The 19,106-nt window shown below is 66.0% G+C and carries 19 protein-coding genes and 1 tRNA gene; 7 read left to right on the forward strand and 13 right to left on the reverse strand.

The features are described 5' to 3' along the window. The first annotated feature begins 75 nt into the window (after nt 1-75). From NOF53_RS21575 to NOF53_RS21585, 3 genes are all read left to right on the forward strand, one after another. Nucleotides 76-1,047: a metallophosphoesterase gene (locus NOF53_RS21575; protein WP_255972537.1), complete on the forward strand. Its 972-nt coding sequence runs from the start codon at nt 76-78 to the stop codon at nt 1,045-1,047. Nucleotides 1,048-1,101: 54 nt separating this feature from the next. Continuing rightward, a tRNA-Pro gene (locus NOF53_RS21580) sits at nt 1,102-1,175 on the forward strand. A 119-nt stretch (nt 1,176-1,294) separates the two neighbouring features. Then, entirely contained in the window at nt 1,295-2,302 is a 1,008-nt protein-coding gene (locus tag NOF53_RS21585) for an ABC transporter substrate-binding protein (RefSeq protein WP_255972539.1), read from the forward strand. A 6-nt stretch (nt 2,303-2,308) separates the two neighbouring features. On the opposite strand, the gene NOF53_RS21590 is transcribed toward NOF53_RS21585, so the two are convergent. The 4 genes from NOF53_RS21590 to NOF53_RS21605 all read right to left on the reverse strand — a co-directional run bounded on the left by NOF53_RS21590 (nt 2,309) and on the right by NOF53_RS21605 (nt 5,765). Further along, a complete protein-coding gene (locus NOF53_RS21590) occupies nt 2,309-3,112 on the reverse strand; it encodes a metal-dependent hydrolase (protein WP_255972541.1) in 804 nt (267 codons plus the stop codon). Between the two features lie 157 nt (nt 3,113-3,269). Further along, nucleotides 3,270-3,743, reverse strand: a complete 474-nt coding sequence (locus NOF53_RS21595; RefSeq protein WP_255972543.1) for a Dps family protein — start codon at nt 3,741-3,743, stop codon at nt 3,270-3,272. 63 nt (nt 3,744-3,806) lie between these two features. Further along, nucleotides 3,807-5,276, reverse strand: a complete 1,470-nt coding sequence (locus NOF53_RS21600) for a catalase (RefSeq protein ID WP_255972545.1) — start codon at nt 5,274-5,276, stop codon at nt 3,807-3,809. A 48-nt stretch (nt 5,277-5,324) separates the two neighbouring features. Continuing rightward, entirely contained in the window at nt 5,325-5,765 is a 441-nt protein-coding gene (locus tag NOF53_RS21605; protein ID WP_255972547.1) for a Fur family transcriptional regulator, read from the reverse strand. Nucleotides 5,766-5,858: 93 nt separating this feature from the next. On the opposite strand from NOF53_RS21605, the gene NOF53_RS21610 reads away from it, so the two are divergent. After that, nucleotides 5,859-6,170, forward strand: a complete 312-nt coding sequence (locus NOF53_RS21610; RefSeq protein WP_255972549.1) for an ArsR/SmtB family transcription factor — start codon at nt 5,859-5,861, stop codon at nt 6,168-6,170. Next, nucleotides 6,167-6,577, forward strand: a complete 411-nt coding sequence (locus NOF53_RS21615; protein WP_255972551.1) for an SRPBCC family protein — start codon at nt 6,167-6,169, stop codon at nt 6,575-6,577. Before NOF53_RS21610 ends, NOF53_RS21615 begins: the two co-directional genes overlap by 4 nt. A gap of 13 nt (nt 6,578-6,590) precedes the next feature. On the opposite strand, the gene NOF53_RS21620 is transcribed toward NOF53_RS21615, so the two are convergent. From NOF53_RS21620 to NOF53_RS21640, 5 genes are all read right to left on the reverse strand, one after another. Further along, nucleotides 6,591-7,238 (reverse strand): acetoacetate decarboxylase family protein, encoded by a 648-nt coding sequence (locus NOF53_RS21620; RefSeq protein WP_255972553.1) that lies wholly within the window; start codon nt 7,236-7,238, stop codon nt 6,591-6,593. Further along, nucleotides 7,222-8,934 (reverse strand): FAD-dependent oxidoreductase, encoded by a 1,713-nt coding sequence (locus NOF53_RS21625; protein ID WP_255972555.1) that lies wholly within the window; start codon nt 8,932-8,934, stop codon nt 7,222-7,224. Before NOF53_RS21625 ends, NOF53_RS21620 begins: the two co-directional genes overlap by 17 nt. After that, nucleotides 8,931-10,421, reverse strand: a complete 1,491-nt coding sequence (locus NOF53_RS21630) for a flavin-containing monooxygenase (RefSeq protein WP_255972557.1) — start codon at nt 10,419-10,421, stop codon at nt 8,931-8,933. The genes NOF53_RS21625 and NOF53_RS21630 overlap by 4 nt, the downstream gene beginning before the upstream one ends. After that, the gene (locus NOF53_RS21635) at nt 10,418-10,942 is read right to left on the reverse strand and encodes a TetR/AcrR family transcriptional regulator (protein ID WP_255972662.1); all 525 of its coding nucleotides are present in this window, start codon (nt 10,940-10,942) and stop codon (nt 10,418-10,420) included. The genes NOF53_RS21630 and NOF53_RS21635 overlap by 4 nt, the downstream gene beginning before the upstream one ends. Nucleotides 10,943-11,115: 173 nt before the next feature. Beyond that, nucleotides 11,116-12,903 carry a multicopper oxidase family protein gene (locus NOF53_RS21640; protein ID WP_255972559.1) on the reverse strand — a complete coding sequence of 596 codons (1,788 nt, stop codon included), beginning with the start codon at nt 12,901-12,903 and terminating at the stop codon, nt 11,116-11,118. A 136-nt stretch (nt 12,904-13,039) separates the two neighbouring features. Here NOF53_RS21640 and NOF53_RS21645 point away from each other — a divergent pair, with 136 nt between their 5' ends. Further along, a complete protein-coding gene (locus NOF53_RS21645; protein ID WP_255972561.1) occupies nt 13,040-13,978 on the forward strand; it encodes a formylglycine-generating enzyme family protein in 939 nt (312 codons plus the stop codon). 67 nt (nt 13,979-14,045) lie between these two features. Beyond that, nucleotides 14,046-14,972 (forward strand): hypothetical protein, encoded by a 927-nt coding sequence (locus NOF53_RS21650; protein WP_255972563.1) that lies wholly within the window; start codon nt 14,046-14,048, stop codon nt 14,970-14,972. Here the strand turns inward: NOF53_RS21650 and NOF53_RS21655 are convergent. The 4 genes from NOF53_RS21655 to NOF53_RS21670 all read right to left on the reverse strand — a co-directional run bounded on the left by NOF53_RS21655 (nt 14,919) and on the right by NOF53_RS21670 (nt 19,064). Beyond that, complete coding sequence (locus tag NOF53_RS21655) at nt 14,919-15,584, reverse strand: GAP family protein (RefSeq protein ID WP_255972565.1); 666 nt, start codon at nt 15,582-15,584, stop codon at nt 14,919-14,921. The genes NOF53_RS21650 and NOF53_RS21655 overlap by 54 nt on opposite strands. Nucleotides 15,585-15,705: 121 nt before the next feature. Next, nucleotides 15,706-16,740 (reverse strand): aspartate-semialdehyde dehydrogenase, encoded by a 1,035-nt coding sequence (locus tag NOF53_RS21660; protein WP_255972567.1) that lies wholly within the window; start codon nt 16,738-16,740, stop codon nt 15,706-15,708. Nucleotides 16,741-16,743: 3 nt separating this feature from the next. Beyond that, nucleotides 16,744-18,009, reverse strand: a complete 1,266-nt coding sequence (locus tag NOF53_RS21665; RefSeq protein ID WP_255972569.1) for an aspartate kinase — start codon at nt 18,007-18,009, stop codon at nt 16,744-16,746. Between the two features lie 95 nt (nt 18,010-18,104). Next, nucleotides 18,105-19,064, reverse strand: a complete 960-nt coding sequence (locus NOF53_RS21670; RefSeq protein ID WP_255972571.1) for a hypothetical protein — start codon at nt 19,062-19,064, stop codon at nt 18,105-18,107. Nucleotides 19,065-19,106 lie beyond the last annotated feature (42 nt).

The following is a 19,106-nucleotide window of genomic DNA, read 5'->3' on the forward strand; positions in this document are numbered from 1 at the left end:
GCGTCACATGCACGGGAATGCCGAGTACCCGTTTGTACCCTGCAACTCGATTGCACTCACCCGTATCCTGGAAGTGTGTCCAACGAGTTCCGCACCAATCTGACCCGCGCCGCGCTGGGTACGGCGGGCGCCGCCGCACTCGGTGTCGGCTACGCCTCGCTCATCGAACGCAACGCATTCGCGCTCCGTGAGGTCACGATGCCGGTCCTCGAGCCCGGGTCGTCGACGCTGCGTGTGCTGCACATCAGCGACCTGCACATGATGCCCGGACAACGTCTGAAGCAGAATTGGCTGCGCGAACTGGACAACCTGGAACCCGACCTGGTGGTGAACACCGGCGACAATTTGTCCCACCAGCGGGCCGTCCCCGCGGTGGTCCAGGCGCTGGGGAATCTGCTTGCCCGTCCGGGCCTGTTCGTCTTCGGCAGCAACGACTACTTCGCGCCCAAGCCCAAGAACCCGCTGAAGTACTTCCGCAAGGAGCATGAGCGCGTCCTGGGTGAACCGTTGCCGTGGGGTGATCTCCGCGCTGCCTTCACCGAGCGGGGGTGGTTCGACGTCACGCACGTGCGCCGCGATCTCGAGGTGTCGGGGGTCCGGATCGCGTCGGCCGGGGTGGACGATCCCCATTTGCAGCGCGACCGTTACGACACCATCGCCGGCCGGCCGAACCCGCTGGCCGATCTGCGCCTGGGCCTCACCCACTCCCCCGAACCGCGGGTGCTCGACCGGTTCGCGGATGACGGGTACGACCTGGTGTTGGCGGGCCACACCCATGGCGGGCAGTTGTGTCTCCCGTTCTACGGGGCGTTGGTCACCAATTGCCAGATCGACCGTTCCCGGGTCAAGGGTCCGTCGAAGTGGGGCGCCCACACCCGACTGCATGTGTCCGCGGGTATCGGGACTTCGCCGTGGGCTCCGGCCCGCTTCTGCTGCCGTCCCGAGGCGACGTTGCTGACGTTGGTACCGGCCAAGCGTGGCGGCTCGGACAGCGGTGTCGGCGAGGGTCGGACGGAGCCGTCGGAAAGCTCTGCGATACGCCGTTGACCTGCGGATTTATTCGCGGCTGACTCTGTACTGTAAGCTAGCCGAGGTTCGACACGGGGTGTGGCGCAGCTTGGTAGCGCGCTTCGTTCGGGACGAAGAGGTCGTGGGTTCAAATCCCGCCACCCCGACAGTGTGGGATTGAAAGAGGCTCCCTCCGCGCAGGCGGAGGGAGCCTCTTTCTTCGTTGTGGACGGTTGTCGGTGACTCCCGGAGACCCACCCCACCCACAGTAGGCTAGCCTGCCCTCATGTCTACGAGGGTTCCTCTACGCGCCGGACTCGTCGCTCTGGCCACCGTCTTTCTCGCCGCCTGCGGCACCACCGACACCGGGTCCAGTTCCGGCAACACCGAGGTCGCTACCGGCGGACGACTCTTCGCCACGGCGGACGAAGAGACCGCCAAACTGGGTACCGATGCCGAACCGGGCGCGTTTCCGCGCACCGTCACGCACGCAGTCGGCGAGGCTGTCATCGAGAAGAAGCCGGAACGCGTCGTCGTTCTCGACGGCGGCGAACTCGACGACGTGCTGTCGCTGGGCATCACGCCCGTGGGATTGGCGAGCCCGGAGAGCGCGGCCGGTCAGCCGTCGTATCTCGCGGACAAGCTGTCGGGCGTGCCGGATGTGGGAACGATCAACAACCTGAACATCGAAGCGATCACTGCGTTGCAGCCCGACCTGATCCTCGGCAGCAAGCTGCGGGCCGACAAGCTGTACCCGCAACTGTCCTCCATTGCACCGACGGTGTTCGGCATCCGTCCCGGCTTCCCGTGGAAGGAGAACTTCCTTCTGGCCGCCGACGCGCTCGGCGAGGAAATGCAGGCCGAGGAGGTACTCAACGCATATCAGACCCGCGCCGGGGAGGTGCGGGACTCGATCACCGGCGAGCCCACTATCTCGTTGGTCCGCTTCATGGCCGGCAAGATCCGGCTCTACGGCAATCTGTCGTTCATCGGCGTCATCCTCGAGGATGTGGGGCTGCCCCGCCCGCAACTGCAGGATGTCGACGAACTGGCGGTCGAGGTGAGCCAGGAGACCATTTCGCAGGCGGATGCCGACCGGATCTTCCACTCCAGCTACGGCGCACCCGAGACGACCGACGAGGCCGCAGTGGTCGGTGGGCCGCTGTGGAACCAGCTTCAGGCGGTCAAGGACGGCCACGCCGTGCACGTCAGCGACGAAACCTGGTTCCTCGCCCTTGGTCCCACCGGTGCCATGCTGGTACTCGACGACCTCGAGAAGATGCTCGCAGCCTGATTCGTCCTACGGGCTGACGGGCATGAAGGCGTCGTAGATCGCCTCCGGTGCACCGTCGACGGCCCAGATCATCATCACCGCGACGGCGATGGTGAGGGCGGGCCCGAGAACAAGTTTCTCGAAGGGCCCGCCCGCCCGGATGGAGAGGAAAGACGGCAGCCGGAACTCCCACCACCGCTCTCTGCCCAGCGGCAGGAACGGGGCGAGGAAGGGCACACCTTCCTTGGTGATGGCGTCGCCGAGGCAGTGGGTGGCGCAGCCGAGCGCCACCGCAACGCCGAGCCCGGTGGAACCGGCCTCGGTGGGATACGACTGCCAAGTGAGCGCCGACAGCACCGCAGCCACCGCCGAAACAGCTAACCAGCCTTTCTCTTTGGCGAACTCCCCGGCAAGGCCGCGGAGCGCCAGGCCCAGGCAGAGAAACAGGGTGGCGATGATCGCCGGCTTACCGAACTGCACGACAAGCGCCGACACACCTGTTCCGAGCCCCGCCGCGAACAACGCGGTGTGGGTGAGGGTGCGGTGCCCACCACGACGCTTACCGTCCCGTTTACCCTTGGTCACCGTGTAGAAACCCAGCGATACCGCGTCGACTCCCTTGGCGACGATACTGCTCACGGGGCCGAAGGACCGTGCCACGGTCGACTGGCTGGTGTCGAGGTCGGGTAGCAATGCCGCGCCCGCGCACACCGCCGCAAATGTGAACGTCTCGGCGGTCGAGGTGGGCCCACCCCACTCCAGGGGAAGCAAATCTGCCGTCGCCAAACCGACAGCAGCACCGGACATTGCGTGGGTAGGACCCATGACCATGGAAGAACGCACCTTTCGACCCCGACTCGGGACACGGTCATCCGAGCCGGTGTCCTGACACCGCTCAACCTAGCAACAACATCCGACACTCCAGTCACACGCCGGGAGTACTTCCTCACCGTCGGTAGTGAAGAAATACTTCCGGGCCGAAGCGCTCTCAGGCGCCCTGGGCCTGCCACATCCAGTGCAGTTGCTCGAGCCGGGCCGTGATGGAGATCAACAGGTCCTGCGTTACCGGATCGGCCGATTCGGTGGCCGCGACGCGCTCGCGCAGTCGGTCGATGACGGCGGCGAGATTTCCGACGATCGACGCGGTGATCTCGGCATCCTCGGTCCACCCGTCGCCGATGCCCTTGGCACCGGAATCCTGTGCGACCGTGGCCGCGCGGCCGTCCGGGCTGACACCGATCGCGGTCGCACGTTCCGCTGCCTCGTCGGTGAAATCGCGTGCCGCGGTCACGAGCTCGTCGAGCGCGAGATGCACCGATCGGAAGTTCTGGCCGATCACATTCCAGTGCGCCTGTTTGGCGATGAGGGTGAGGTCGATCAGATCCACGACGGTGGCCTGTAGTGCGTCACCGGCGATCTTCTGCTGCGCGGGATTCAATGTGCTGGTGATGGGATTACTCATGGTGTATTTCCTCACTTGTCGTTTTCGTTGCGGGCGCATCCGGACCGACGAAAGTCGTGCGCCTCAGGCTTGTTTCTGTCCTTCGCGGACACCGATTTCCACTCGCTTGCCGAGGTCGGCGTCGACGTTCTTCCAGTACTCGAAGACGCGCAGCAGAACCGGTTCGCTGACGCCACCGAGTGCGTGGCCGACGATGTTGTTCACCAGCCGGTCGCGTTCGTCGTCATCGAGAACCTCACGAACGAGTGTGCCGGCCTGGGTGAAGTCGCCGTCCTCGGCGTGCTGGATGTAGCCGGCGCGCACCGACTCCCCGTCGAACGCCCACAGGCCCTCGTCACCGGCGAGGGATGCATCCGCGTGGGGACCACCGTACGAGTTGGGCGCGTACACCGGCGTTTCCGGCGAGTTGGTCGCGTACCGCATCGCCCCGTCCTGCGAGTAGGAGTTGACCTGGCTCTTCGGCGAGTTGACCGGCAACTGGGCATAGTTCGCGCCGATCCGGTACCGGTGCGCGTCTGCGTAGGAGAAGACACGACCGAGGAGCATCTTGTCGGGCGAGAAGCCAATTCCCGGAACCACATTGGACGGCTCGAACGAGGCCTGCTCGATCTGCGCGAAGAAGTTGTCGGGGTTGCGGTTCAGCGTCCACTTGCCGACCTCGATCAGGGGGTAGTCCTTCTGGGACCACACCTTGGTGAGGTCGAACGGGTTGAATCGGTACCCCTCCGCCTCGGCAACCGGCATGACCTGAACCTTCAGCGTCCAGCTGGGGAACTCACCACGGGCGATGGTGTCGTACAGGTCGGCGCGGTGGTGGTCGGGCGCCGTCCCGGCCAGCTCGTCGGCCTCCGCCTGGGTGAGGAACTCGATGCCCTGGTCCGTCTTGAAGTGGTACTTCACCCAGAACCGTTCACCCTCGGCATTGACCCACTGATAGGTGTGGGAACCGAAGCCGTCCATGTGACGCCACGTCTTCGGAATTCCGCGGTCACCCATCAGCCAGGTCACCTGGTGCGCCGACTCCGGCCGCAGCGTCCAGAAGTCCCACTGCATGTTGTGGTCGCGCAGGCCGGAACCCGGCAGACGCTTCTGCGAGTGAATGAAGTCCGGGAACTTGATGGGGTCCTTGATGAAGAAGACCGGCGTGTTGTTGCCGACGAGGTCGTAGTTGCCGTCCTCGGTGTAGAACTTCACGGCGAACCCGCGCGGGTCACGCCAGGTGTCGGGGCTGCCTTGCTCGCCCGCCACAGTGGAGAAGCGCACGAGCGACTCGGTTTTCGCTCCCGGCTGGAACAGCTTCGCCTTCGTGTACCGGCTCACATCGTGCGTGATGACCAGTTCTCCGAAGGCGCCGCCGCCCTTGGCATGGACCACCCGCTCCGGGACGCGCTCGCGGTTGAACTGGGCGAGCTTTTCGACGAGGTAGTGGTCGTGCAACAGGATGGGGCCCTGCGGTCCTGCGGTGAGCGATTCGTTGTCGCTGACGACAGGAATTCCGGCGTTGGTGGTGGTAGCGCGCTGTGTTTGCGGCATGGCAAAGCCTCCAGAGTGCTCAGCGGTGATGGGATGTAGGAAGACGGGTCAGAACTGGGGTTCAGTCGCGTCGGGACGGCACTGTTCACACAGTCCCCAGAAGACGACTTCGGCCTCGTCGACCTGGAAACCGTGCGACTGTGACGGTTCGAGGCAAGGCGCGTCACCGACGGCGCAATCGACGTCTGCGACGGTGCCGCACGATCGACACACGAGGTGGTGGTGGTTGTCTCCGGTGCGGGTTTCGAACCGTGCGGGTGACCCCGCGGGTTCGATGCGGCGAAGGAGGCCGGCAGCCGTGCACGCTTTCAGGACGTCGTACACGGCTTGCGTGGACACCGAACCCAGCTGGTCGCGCACTACGGCAGCAATGTCGTCGACGTCGGAATGCGGCTGCGAGGCAACCGCATTCAACACTGCCACCCGAGGTGCAGTGACACGGAGGCCCACGCCGCGCAATTGCGCTCGGGGATCTTGGTCGTGTCGCATGTATCCCAGTATGGCCCTCTTTTGGAATTAGTCAAGAAAACAAAGGGTCGGAAAAACTTGACACGTCGGAAGTTCCCGACATAACGTCGGAGGGTGCCAGACGACCTCGTCTTCCTCGCCCTGTCGAATCCGGTCCGTCGACGCCTTCTCGAGATCCTCGCGGACGGCCCGCACACCGCCGGTGACCTCGCGGGACGCTTCGACCTGAGCCGTCCGGCCGTCGCCGAACACCTGCAAGTGCTCCGCCGGGCCGGGTTGGTTCGAGACGAACCTTCCGGACGGCAGCGGCACTACCACCTCACCCCGGAGCCCCTCTCCGACGTCGGCGACTGGCTACACCCGTTCGAGCGGTTCTGGCGACATCGCCTCCGCACTCTCGCCGACTTCCTCGAGGAGGACTCGTGATCGACCCCACCACCACCGCGATTTCCGTCGACCAGTTCATCGCCGCACCACCGGCGAAGGTGTGGCGCGCCCTCACCGAGCCCGAACTACTTGCCCGCTGGTGGGCACCCGGTGACATCGCCCCCACGGTCGGGCATCGATTCCATCTCGAGATGCCGGGCTGGGGATCTGTTCCCTGCCAGGTCGTCCAGGTCGAGGTCGAAGCGCGATTCGTCTACACCTTCACCGAGAACTGGACTCTGGACTGGCAACTCGTCGCGGAAGGCACTGGCACCCGCCTCTTCCTCGATCACTCCGGATTCGACCTCGACGACAAGAGAAGTCGTGACGCCTTCGAGCGCATGGGTCCGGGTTGGCGCGACACCGTTCTGCCCCGCCTCGCAGGCGTCGTCACAGAACTCGGTTGACGGCGCCCCGCGCTCAGCGCAGCTTCGCCGGCCCGGTGGTCATACGGCCCGTGATCACGACAGCGTGATGGGTCCCGGGCACCAGCCAGTCGGCCAGAGTGGGGCCTTCTGCTCGCACGGCTACGCGGGCGTACCGGAGGTGCCCCCGCAGCCGGGCCGACGCCGCCAGGAGGCGTTCACCCGACTCTTCGGGCTGGGCGAATCCCAACGCGCCCGCGATCGGCAGCCTCGGACCGCGGGGGTGCGCCGTCGTCGACACACGCCACGCCCCGGATGACGCCTCGAACACACCGTGAACGTCCCCGTCGAACGCAGCCAGCACCTTCGGCAAACCCCAGTGCACGCGTCCGCCGTGGACGGATGGTTCCGAGTCGACTGCGATGAACGGCACCGCCATGCGCGGCATCGGACCTGTCCGACGCCCGGGTGCCCGCAGCACCGGGCTGGCCAGGATCTCGCGATACGGTCCGACGGGCGAGTCGAGGTAGTCGACCATCATGGCCAAGGTCACCGGCAACAGGGCGCCCCCGGGGCCGAGTTCGCGGGCGGCGTCGGTGGCGCGATGCCACCACAGCGTCGCGCGCACCTCGGCGCGCCACGGCGGCGGCGAGCTCTCCGGCCATTCGGTGCGGTCGGTGGTCGATTCAGGCACGCTCCACATCGACGGTCTCCTTTCGGGTCGTCACGGTGAGGGGAAGGCGCAGGGCGCCGGGTGCGTCCGCCGGTACCACCGGGAAGCGCGGGAGTGAGGGGTCGATACGCACGTATGGCTTACCCGGTTCCGGCCTGGTGTCCGCCTCCCCCTTGTTCGGCCACAACGCGAACGCCCGCTCCGCCTGCGCCGTGATGGTAAGCGACGGGTTGACGCCGAGATTCGCGCTGACCACGGATCCGTCCGCCACGTGGAGTCCGTCGTGCCCGTAGGCCCGCAGGTACGGGTCGACGACTCCGGCGCGGGGTGAGTCGCCGATCGCGCACCCACCCAGGAAGTGGGCGGTCATCGGGATGTTCACCACGTCGCCCAGCGAACCACCGGGGTCACCGTCGATCTTGTCGGCAACCTTGCGGATGGCCGTGTGCCCTTGGGGTATCCATTCCGGTGGAGGAGTGCCCGGACCGGGCCGACTGGTGACCGCGCGCCCGAAGCGGCCCCGCCCCTTGGTGAGTTCCAGGGAGTTGTCGTCGGTTTGCATCACCAGCGCGATCACCGTCCGCTCGGACCAGTGCCGTACCGACAGACTGCGCAGGAAGGCGTCGGGTCTGCGGAGCGCGACACCGATAGTCTTCAGCAGACGAGGTGTCCTGCCCCCGCCGTCACTGAGGACGGTCTGCAGCAACCCGATCGCGTTGCTGCCCTTGCCGTAGCGCACAGGTTCGATGTGGGTGTGATCGTCCGGGTGGAACGAGGACGTGATCGCGATCCCGCGCGTGAAGTCGGTGTTCCGGTTCTTCGCGGTGGCCGCGAGTACAGCCTCCGAGTTTGTCCGCACTACGGTTCCGAGCCGCGGCGACAGCCGTGGCAACGCCCCCGACTCCTTCATCGCGAGCAGCAGTCGCGCGGTGCCGTACGTGCCCGCGGCCACCACCACCTGGTCGGCGGTGAAGGTACGCTCCCGCTTGCGGATTCCGTTCGTTCGACGAGTGCGTACCTCGTATCCGCCACCCTGGCGTGGGCGTAACTCCTTCACCGTGGTCAACGGATGTATCTGCGCACCGGCCTGTTCCGCCAAGTAGAGGTAGTTCTTGACGAGCGTGTTCTTGGCGCCCACGCGACAGCCGGTCATGCAGCCACCGCACTCGGTGCAACCGGCGCGATCCGGGCCCTTGCCACCGAAGTAGGGGTCCGCGACCGTCACTCCCGGTTCCCCGAAGAAGACACCGACAGGCGTGGACGTGAACGTCTCACCGACACCCATCTCTTCCGCCACCTCGCGCATGATTGCGTCGGCCGGGGTGAACAACGGACTGGTCCGCACTCCCAGCATCCGTTTCGCCTGCTCGTAGTACGGAGCCAACTCCGACTGCCAGTCGGTGATATGCGCCCACTGCTTGTCCTCGAAGAATCGGCGGGGCGGCTGATACAAGGTATTGGCGTAGTTGAGCGAACCGCCGCCTACACCGGCACCCGCCATCACGAGGACGTCGGGAAAGAGGTGGATGCGTTGCATGCCATAGCAACCCATCCATGGAGCCCATAGATACCGGCGCAGCCTCCAGCTGGTCTCCGGCATCTCGTCGTCGGCGAAACGCCGTCCCGCCTCGAGGACACCGACCTTGTACCCCTTCTCGGTGAGCCGCAGGGCAGCCACACTGCCGCCGAAGCCCGAGCCGATCACCACCACGTCGTAGTGCGTCACGCGACGGCCTCCTTCTCGGTCTTTCGACGCGCCACGTAGTTCTCCCGGTCGAAGTGCTGCAGTTGCGAACGGAATCTGAAGGTGAACGTCGGCCACTGCACCGAGTTGCGCCCCTCCGCGTCGTAATACCAACTCGAACATCCACCCTTGTTCCAGACGGTGCTCTGCAAGTCCGATTGGATTCGCGTGTTGTACTGCCGCTGCGCCTCCTCTGTCACCTCGAACGCTGCAATGCCGTTGTCCCGCATGGTGTCAAGTGCATCGACGATATACGCAGACTGGGATTCGAGCATGTACACGATGGAGCTGTGCCCGAGGTTGGTGTTGGGGCCGTACATGAGGAACAGATTGGGGAATCCGGCGACCGTCGTCCCCTTGTAGGCGTGGGGACTGCCCTTCCAGTGCTCGGCGAGGGTGTGCCCGTCCGCACCGCGGAGCGCATGTGCGACAGGGGGTTCCGTGGGGGTGAAACCGGTAGCGAAAATGATGGTGTCGACCTTGTGTTCGCCCCCGACCGCGTCGACCACACCGTCCTCGGTGATGCCCGCCAGGCCTGCGTCGACGAGCGTGACGTCCGGCCGGTCGAGCGTGCGCAACCAGTCGTTCGACAACAGCATCCGCTTGCAGCCGATCGTGAAATCGGGGGTGAGCTTCTTTCGCAGTTCGGGATCGCGAATCTGCCGACGCAGATGCGCTTTGGCCACCATCTCGAACACGGGCAACAGTCCGGTGGCATGAGCCAGGACTCCGCCGAGCGCTTCACGGAAACTGTAGACAGAGCCGCGAACTACTTTTTGCGCCATAGGTATCCGGCGATACAGGCGTTTCTCGGGATCGGAGAGCACTCGATCGAGCCGCGGGATGACCCACGCCGGCGTGCGCTGAAACACCGTCACGTGCTTCGCGTGCGGTGCGATTTCCGGAACGAACTGCACGGCCGACGCACCCGTGCCGATGACGGCCACCCGCTCACCGGTGAGGTCGTGGTCGTGATTCCACGTCGCGGAGTGGAAGGTGGTGCCGCCGAACGTGTCGATGCCCGGCATGTCCGGGATGCTCGGGGTCGACAGAGCACCGGTGGCCGCCACCACCACATCGGCGGTCAACGAGCCACGGCTCGTACGCACATGCCACAGCGCTTTGGTGTCATCCCAGTTCGCCCCCTCCAGTTCGCAGTCGGTCACCACCCGGGACGAAATGCCGGTGTCGGCCGCGACCTTCTTCAGGTACCGGTAGATCTCGGGTTGCCGGGCGAACGTGTGGCTCCAGTCGGCGCTGGGTGCGAAGGAGAACGAGTACAGCGACGTGGGGACATCGCACGCACACCCCGGGTAGGTGTTGTCGCGCCACGTGCCGCCGACATCGTGGCCACGCTCGATGATCAGGACATCGGCCTCCGGACGGGACCGGAGGATCCGAGCCGTGAGACCCATTCCCGCGAAACCGGCTCCCACGACGAGAGTGTGTACATGCTGCGGAAGACTCACGACTTCTTCACCTTCGATTCCCACGCCGGCAGCAGCCGCGCGCGTGCTGAGTGATCGGCCTCGGGGGTCCGGAACAGTGCCGACACCGCGAGACCGCGAACCAATTCGATACTGAGCTCGATGGTGTCGGCGTCGTACCGATCACCGAACACCTCCGCGGACCCGTGTCGCAGCGCCTCGGTGACCTTCCGCTCCAGCGGAACGGTCGCCTCGAACAACGCCGGGTCGGTGCGGGCGGCCACCCACAACTCGAGTGCCGCATAGAACAACGGGCCGGAAAAGGCGTCGGCCAGCACGTCGATGCCGCGATCGGCGTCCACTTCGGCGGCGAGGATCTCCGCCATCCGCTTGTCGACGAGGTACTCCACCGCCGCCACGACCAGCGACTCCTTGGTGGGGAAATGGTGCAGCTGGGCGCCCCGCGACACCCCCGCCCGGCGGGCGATGCCCTGGGTGGTGGTGCGCGCGTAGCCGAGCTCGACCAGCGAGTCGACCGCAGCCTCGAGCAATCTGGTGCGCATCGCGGCGGTGCGCTCGGCCTGGGTGCGAGTCGGTTTGGCGAGGGCTATGTCGGAGGTCACATCTGCACTGTAGGCCGAAATATGAAAACAGTCCAGACTGCTTTTAAGTTTCCGGCCGCTGACACCCCATGAGTGCCTTATCAACGTCCGGCGGTCAAGGCGTACGCACAGGCCTACGGGACGAGGCGGTACCTCAGCATCATGTCGTGGTCCTCGTGGTCGAGCATGTGGCAGTGCCACACGTAGCCCTGCAGAGGTCGCGACGCCTGACCGTCGGTGTGCCCGCCCGAGTGCTGTGTCGGATGCGCCGACATGCCGAAGGTCGCGTCGGGATCGAAACCCAGTTCCCCGGCCGTCGGGAACCGCACGACGACCCGAGTGACGGAGTTGGCGTCGGCGATGACCGTGTCCTTGAAACCGGACTCCCACGGCTGCGGCGACTGCACCGGTCCCCGGATGAACGGATCCGGAGACGGCGTCCACCGTGTCCCGACAGCGGGCAGCGGCGACGCCGACATCATTGCGACCGTATCGACCGCCTGCCGCCCGAGTACGCGGAACCTCACCAGATGCAGATGGATGGGGTGCGGTTCGGGTGTGGCGTTGACGATGTTCCACTGTTCAACCGCACCCTGCCGCGGCATCTCGATGTCGTCGGTGGTGTAGCGCAGGTTGTTGAGCGACATGAGCGGCGAGGGTTGGCCGAGGCCCTGTCCGATTTGCAGTACCGAGACGTTGCGTACCGTCCGGGGTTGTGCGACCGGTGCGAGCAGTGGCGGCTGCCGGCTGCCGCCGCGCAGGGTCTGCGGCACCGGCCCGGTGAACCCCGCCGCAGCTCCCACGCGGAAACGGCAAAAGCGCGGCATGGGCACGATCCCGCGCTGCGCGACCTGGTCGGGAATCGCCTCGTCGTTCCGCAGTTCGACGGTCGCGCCGGGCCCCAGCGCCCCGAAGTCGACCAGCAGGTCGGCCCGTTCACCCGGACCCAGGCGAACGTGGTCGACGGGGACCGGAACGTCGAACAGGCCGCCTTCGGCACCGATCACCCAGAACCTCATGCGATTGTCGAAGAAGAGGTTCCACACGCTGAACGAGGCGGCATTGACCATGCGCAGGCGGTACAGCCCGCGCGCCACGGCCATCTCGGGCCACACCTTGCCGTTCACCACGCCGGTGTCGCCGGGTGTCGCCGCTTCCCAGCTCCCCTGCGGGTTCAGCGGGTTGGAGCGGACACTCTGCCTGCCGTCCTCCGTGAAGGTCTTGTCCTGCAGGATGAGCGGAACCTCGAACTCGCCGGCCGGCAGCCCGAGCGGATTACCCGCTGTACCCGTGTCGAACTCGTCGCGGAGCAGGTACAGACCGGCCAGTCCCGCGAAGATGTTGAGCCGGGTCACGCCCATCGCGTGATCGTGGTACCAGAGTGAACACGCATCCTGCTGATTCGGGAACTCGTAGACCAGCCCCTGCCCGCGCCGCAGCGTGTGCTCGGGGTGTCCGTCGAACTCGGGCGGATTGGACCCGCCGTGCAGATGCAGTGCGGTCGGCACGTCGGTGCGGTCCGCCTCGGTCACACCGTGCAACCTCGTGTCCACATCCGCGGCGAGAGGATTACTCGCGATGTCGTTGCGGTACACGAGCGACGTCCGTTCGCCGACCCGGGCCTCGATCGTCGGTCCCAGGTAGTCGGTGCCGCCGTAAGCGAGCGCCGGGGACGCCGCGAGGTCGGAGTGAAAAATATGCATCGTGCTGCTCGCATGCACCTCGACGGAGGTGCCCCCGAGTGTCGGAAGCAGCGGAAGTGGGTCCCGAAACGGCTCGAGTGGCGGCGACCGGAACACGAAGGGTCGCAGAGGGTCGATCCCGAACGGGAAAGCAGCCGCAGAGCCGACTCCTACCGCCCCCAACCCGGCCGTCAACGCCAGTCCACGAACGAACGACCTGCGCGGAATCCGTCCACCCATTCGCCGCCCCCTGCACGGTGAAAAATCCTTTGCGACTCGGAAAGCCGACGGTACCTCGAGCCGGGGTGCCCTCAGCCCGGTTTCGCCACCCGGGGATTCCGTCGCGCCCGTGTGCCGACCGTGCCACTCTGACGTCATGACTCGTGCGGTACCGAAGAACATGGCCTGGATTCCGGGTGGCACGTTTTGGATGGGGTCGGAGGACTTCTATCCCGAGGAGCGCCCCGTCCACCAGGTGACGGTCGACGGGTTCTGGATGGACTCGCACCAGGTGACCGTCGCCGAGTTCCGGCGGTTCGTGAAAGACACCGGGCACGTCACGACCGCCGAGGTCGTGCCCGACCCCGCGCAGTATCCGGGCGCGGACCCGTCGTTACTGGTCCCCGGATCGCTGGTATTCACGCCGACCCCCGGACCGGTTCCGCTCGGCGACTACACCCGCTGGTGGTCGTTCACGCCGGGGGCGGACTGGCGTCATCCAGAAGGTCCAGACAGCAACGTCGGCGGACGTGAACGCCATCCCGTCACCCATGTGTCGTGGTTCGACGCCCGCGCGTACGCGCAATGGGCCGGCAAGGACCTGCCGACGGAAGCAGAGTGGGAGTGTGCGGCGCGCGGCGGACTGGACCGGAAACCGTTCGTGTGGGGCGATGAGCACGAGCCGGGCGGCAGGCCGGGCGGCAATGTATGGCAAGGGCAGTTCCCGTGGGAAAACTTGCTCGCGGACGGCTTCGCCCGCACATCGCCAGTGGGTCACTTCCGGCCCAACGGATACCAGCTCAGTGACATGGCCGGCAACGTGTGGGAGTGGACCACCGACCATTTCACCGCTGATCACTTCGCGAGCGGGAAGAACGTTGCGCCCACCAGTTCTTGCTGCATTCCGACCAATCCGAGAGTCGACACTGCGCGTGTCGAGAACCCCGGCGAGCCCTACGCGCGGCGAGTCATCAAGGGTGGTTCGCACCTGTGCGCGCCGAACTACTGCCTGCGCTACCGGCCGTCGGCTCGGCAGGGCGACACCGAGGAGACGTCGACGTGCCACATCGGGTTCCGGTGCATCATGCGACCGTGAGGCTGCGGGCCGGTCTCACCTCACGGGGATGAAGACAGACGGCGCCCGCTGCGGTTGAGTCGGTCGGGTGCGGTCGACCAAGCTGTCAGTGACCCTGGCCCGGGAAGCTCTTGCGGCGCGGACCGAATCGGCCAACGGCTGGTTGCAGGGCACCCCTCCCGGCCGAACAATACGTCGCGTCATCGACGGACTCGTCGAGATCGAACTCGTCGACCGGTCGATGACGCTCGCCGCGAGAATATTCACGTCGGTACTACCCGTGATGATTGCGGCCTCGACGTTGAGCAGTTGGAACCTGACCGCCCGCACCATCAAAAACCAGTTCGGCTTCGACCCCACGGTGTTGACTTCCACGTCCGGCGCCGTGGACACCACCGACCCGTCCTTCGCAGCGTTCGGGGTGGTCGGTCTGCTGATGATCGCGATCAGCGGCACGTCGTTTGCCCGGGCCCTCGCCCGGATCTACGGGAAGATCTGGAACGTCCCGTCGATCAACCTCCGGGACGCCTGGCGATGGCTGGTGGTCCTGTTCGCCGTCGCGCTGTCGGGGACGGCGATCGGCCTGGCGAGCGAGCTCGCGAGCGTCCGGTTCATCGGGCCACCCCTCGCAGTCGCCGGGGAGTTCGCGGTGTGGATGGCCGTCTGGACTCTCAGCCCGTACCTGCTGACGATGGGCACCCTCGAGGGCCGCGTCCTCTGGGCCACCGGGGCGCTGACCGCGGCAGCACTCACTGCTCTCCACGTCGGCGGACGTCTCGTTCTGCCCCGGATCACCGCCTCCGCACAGCACCAGTTCGGGCCACTAGGCCTGGTGTTCACCGCGATCAGCTGGCTGTTCGTCCTGTCCGTCGTGATCGTGGGGTCCGCGGTGATCGTCAAAGCCGTCGCGCTGGACGAGGCCTACATCGGGCGGTATCTCCGCGGGCCGGACGCCGTCGCGTCAGAACGCTCCGCCGAGTCCCTTGCCGAGAACGACGGCTCCCATGACGAGTAGCAGCACACTCATGACGGCTGCGTTGTTCGCCTGCAGCCACACCTTCAGGTTGTCGAGGGTCCCCCTCATCTTGTCGGCGGCGACAGCGTAGGCAACCACGGGAACGAGCACCGTCGAGCCGGCCAGCACTGTGAACACCACCAGCGCGATCCCTTGCTCACCGCCGCTCACCCCGGACGAGCCGATCACCACACCCGCGGAAACACACAGCAGGAGGTTCTTGGGATTGACTGCGGCCAGGACGAATCCGAATCCGATCGACTTGACGAAGCTCAGATCATCGATGGCCTGCATCCACTTCGGTGGTTCCGCATGGGCATTGCGACCTCTCCACTGCCGTCCGGCGAGCAGGAGCAGCAGCACACCGAGGACGACCTTGACCCACGACGTCGTCGCCGAGGGGCCATCGGAGTCGGCGGTGTCGATACCTCCGGCGAGAAGCACGACGATGCCGGTGGCCACGAGAATCCCGGCTATCCACCCCACGCCGAAGCCCGCACTCGCACCGCCGGCGCGCTTCGACAACAACATCAGGATGACCGCGATGATCGGAATCGGTGAAATGGCGACACCGACGGCGAGCGGGAGCATTTCTCCGATGACCGAGCCCATACCCGAACCGTAGGGGCGGCGGTCTCGTCGCGCCTCGCACCCGGTGGGTGAATGTGAGTGCCGCAGGACAATTCTGAGTACTGCGGCACTCACCAGACGCGGCGAGCGCCGCGTCACTCACTCAGGGGACGAGCAGTTCGGCGATCTGGATGGTGTTGAGCGCGGCACCCTTGCGCAGGTTGTCGCCGGAGACGAACAGTGCCAGTCCCCTGCCCTCGGGGACACCCGGATCCTGCCGGATGCGGCCGACCAGCGACGGATCGCTGCCGGCCGCCTGCAGCGGGGTGGGCACGTCGACGAGCTGTACCCCGGGAGCGGCGGCCAGAAGTGCCTGCGCGCGTTCCACCGACAGCGGACGCTCGAACTCGGCGTTGATCGACAACGAATGCCCGGTGATCACGGGGACACGCACGCACGTGCCCGACACCAGAAGGTCGGGCAGCCCGAGAATCTTGCGGCTCTCGTTGCGGAGCTTCTGGTCCTCGTCCGTCTCACCGCTGCCGTCGTCGACCAGAGAACCGGCGAGCGGCAGCACGTTGAACGCGATGGGTGCCACGTACTTGTTCGGGGCCGGGAAGTCGACGGCGCTGCCGTCGTGGACCAACTTCTCCGCATTGTCGATGACGGCGCGCGCCTGGGTCACCAGTTCCTCGACACCGGCGATGCCGCTACCCGACACCGCCTGATAGCTCGACACGATGAGACGCTGCAGTCCGGCCTCGTCGTGCAGCACCTTCAGGACCGGCATCGCCGCCATCGTGGTGCAGTTGGGGTTGGCGATGATGCCCTTCGGCGGGTTCTTCGCTTCCTCCGGATTGACCTCGCTGACGACCAGGGGAACGTCCGGGTCCTTGCGGAACGCGGAGGAATTGTCGACGACGATGGCACCGGCCGCGGCGAAGCGCGGGGCCTGCTCACGCGAGAGCGTCGCACCGGCCGAGAACAGGGCGATGTCGATGCCCTTCAGATCCTCGTCCGAGGTGGCGGACGCATCTTCGACGACGATTTCCTCGCCGCGGAACGGCAGCTTCTTGCCCGCCGACCGCGCCGACGCGAAGAACCGCACCTTGTCCGCGGGAAAGTTCCGCTCCTCGAGAAGAGTGCGCATGACGATGCCGACCTGACCGGTGGCACCGACTACAGCGATGGTGGTCATGATTTACCGTCCCGTTCCTGCGTGCACGACAGCTTCTTCGTCGCCGCCGAGTTCGAATGCGTCGTGAATCGCCTTCACAGCCTTGTCCAGATCGGTGTCCTTGACGAGTACCGAGATGCGGATCTCCGACGTGGAAATGAGGTCGATGTTGATCCCGGCCGTGGCGAGCGCCTCACAGAAGGTGGCGGTGACGCCGGGGTGGCTCTTCATGCCGGCTCCGACGAGGGACACCTTGCCGATGTGATCGTCGAAGACGATCTGGGTGAAGCCGATTTCACCCTGCAGCTTCGAAAGCTTCTCGACAGCGCGCGGACCGTCGGCCGTCGGCAGGGTGAACGTGATGTCCGTCTTCCCCGTCTCGACCTTCGAGATGTTCTGCAGCACCATGTCGATGTTGATCTCCGCGTCGGCCACAGCCCGAAAGATCTGCGCGGCGTAACCCGGGGTGTCGGGCAGGCCGACGACGGTGACCTTGGACTCGCTGCGGTCGTGCGCGACTCCGGTGAGAATGGCTTCTTCCACGGGGATGTCCTCCATCGATCCGGACACGATGGTGCCCGGCTTTGTCGTGTATGACGAGCGGACGTGCACAGGCACGTTGTAACGGCGGGCGTACTCGACGCAGCGCAGCATCAGCACTTTCGCACCGCACGCTGCGAGTTCGAGCATCTCCTCGAACGAAACCGTCTCCAAACGCTGCGCATCGGGAACGATGCGCGGGTCCGCGCTGAAGATGCCGTCGACGTCGGTGTAGATCTCGCAGACGTCCGCCTTCAGGGCAGCCGCGAGAGCCACGGCGGTGGTATCCGAACCACCACGTCCGAGCGTCGTCACATCCTTGCTGTCCTGGCTCACGCCCTGGAACCCGGCAACGAGGACGATCGACCCCTCGTCGAGCGCGTCGCGAACGCGACCGGGGGTGACGTCGATGATCTTGGCGTTGCCGTGCGCACCCGTGGTGATCACACCTGCCTGCGAGCCCGTGAACGAACGGGCTTCGGCACCGAGCGAATGGATCGCCATCGCGACGAGAGAGTTGGAGATGCGCTCACCGGAGGTCAGCAGCATGTCCATTTCGCGGGCGGGTGGGGCAGGGCACACCTGCTGAGCCAGATCGAGCAGCTCATCGGTGGTGTCCCCCATCGCTGAAACCACGACGACGACATCGTTGCCGGCCTTCTTGGTCTCGACGATCCGTTCAGCCACTCGTCGGATTCGCTCGGCGGTTGCCACCGAGGATCCGCCGTACTTCTGGACGACGAGAGCCACGCGTTTCTACCTCCAGGTCGAAGAATCTGTACTGGTCCAGCTGTCGAGCTTACCGGCGCAGTCCAATGTGATCCCGGGTGAGTCCGTCGGGCCGCTTATCCGAACACCGTGGTCGCGGCCTCCGCGACCCTCGCGACTTCCGTGCAGTTCGGCCCGTGAACAGTGACGACTGCACCGGCGGAACCGAGCTTGCGGGTGAACTCGTCCACCTGAGCGCCGGGCCGCGTGACGTCGATGGGCTCACCGACAGGGGTGCTCCACTGGCATCGGTCCCCGACCATCTCCGGATCGGCCTGAACGCGCGGTCTGTTTCCGTTGATCGGCGCGAGTGTGAATGTCACCGTCACCTCGGTTCCGGGCTCGCGCCGCGTGGGAAACAGAACGCAGTCGAACGGGGTCGGCGCGGCAGCGGGATCGACGACGCGACCGCCCGCCGCGTCCCCGAGGACGCCCAGCACCTCGCACGGATCATGGCTCGCCAATGCCACTTGCCGAGAGGAGGAGCCTCGGCCCGGCAATCCCGACGCCATTGCGTCGATCGCCGACACGAGCACTGCGTCGACAAGGGGGCAGACGTCCTCGCCGGCGACCGTTCCCGCGCGGACCGTCGCGAGCTGCGGCGCCACCTCCAAGCTGCCGAGCTCCAGCTGGAAGACGCGCTCACAGGTTCCTCGGGCAAGGTCGGCCCCCGCACCGCCATACACCGTCACCCCGTCCACCGTGTCCGGCTCGGTCAGCGATTTTCCCGAGAGCATCGACGGCAGAAGAGAGAGCTCCACGTAGGTGGTGCCGCCGCGCGGTCCTGCCATCAGGGCCGAACACACCGACAGCTGTACCGCCGACCCGTACTGAAGGATCGGCCCGAAGTCGCGTAGCGGCCCCTCGTCGAGCAGTCCACAGGGATCGGCCGCACGGAGGGCGTCCTCGAGCTCGAGATGACGCTGCTCGGGCGCGGACAGTGCCTTCTGCGGCGTCGCAGCGGGAGTTCCCGCGACCGAATGCCCACACCCGGACGTGATCACGGCACAGAGAACCGCCGCGGCGACCTTGTTCATCCGATCCCCCCTCGAATCGGCCCGAACACTACCGGCCAGGCG

The sequence above is a fragment of the Rhodococcus tibetensis genome, from assembly GCF_024438035.1.
GTDB classification, from domain to species: domain Bacteria; phylum Actinomycetota; class Actinomycetes; order Mycobacteriales; family Mycobacteriaceae; genus Rhodococcus_F; species Rhodococcus_F tibetensis.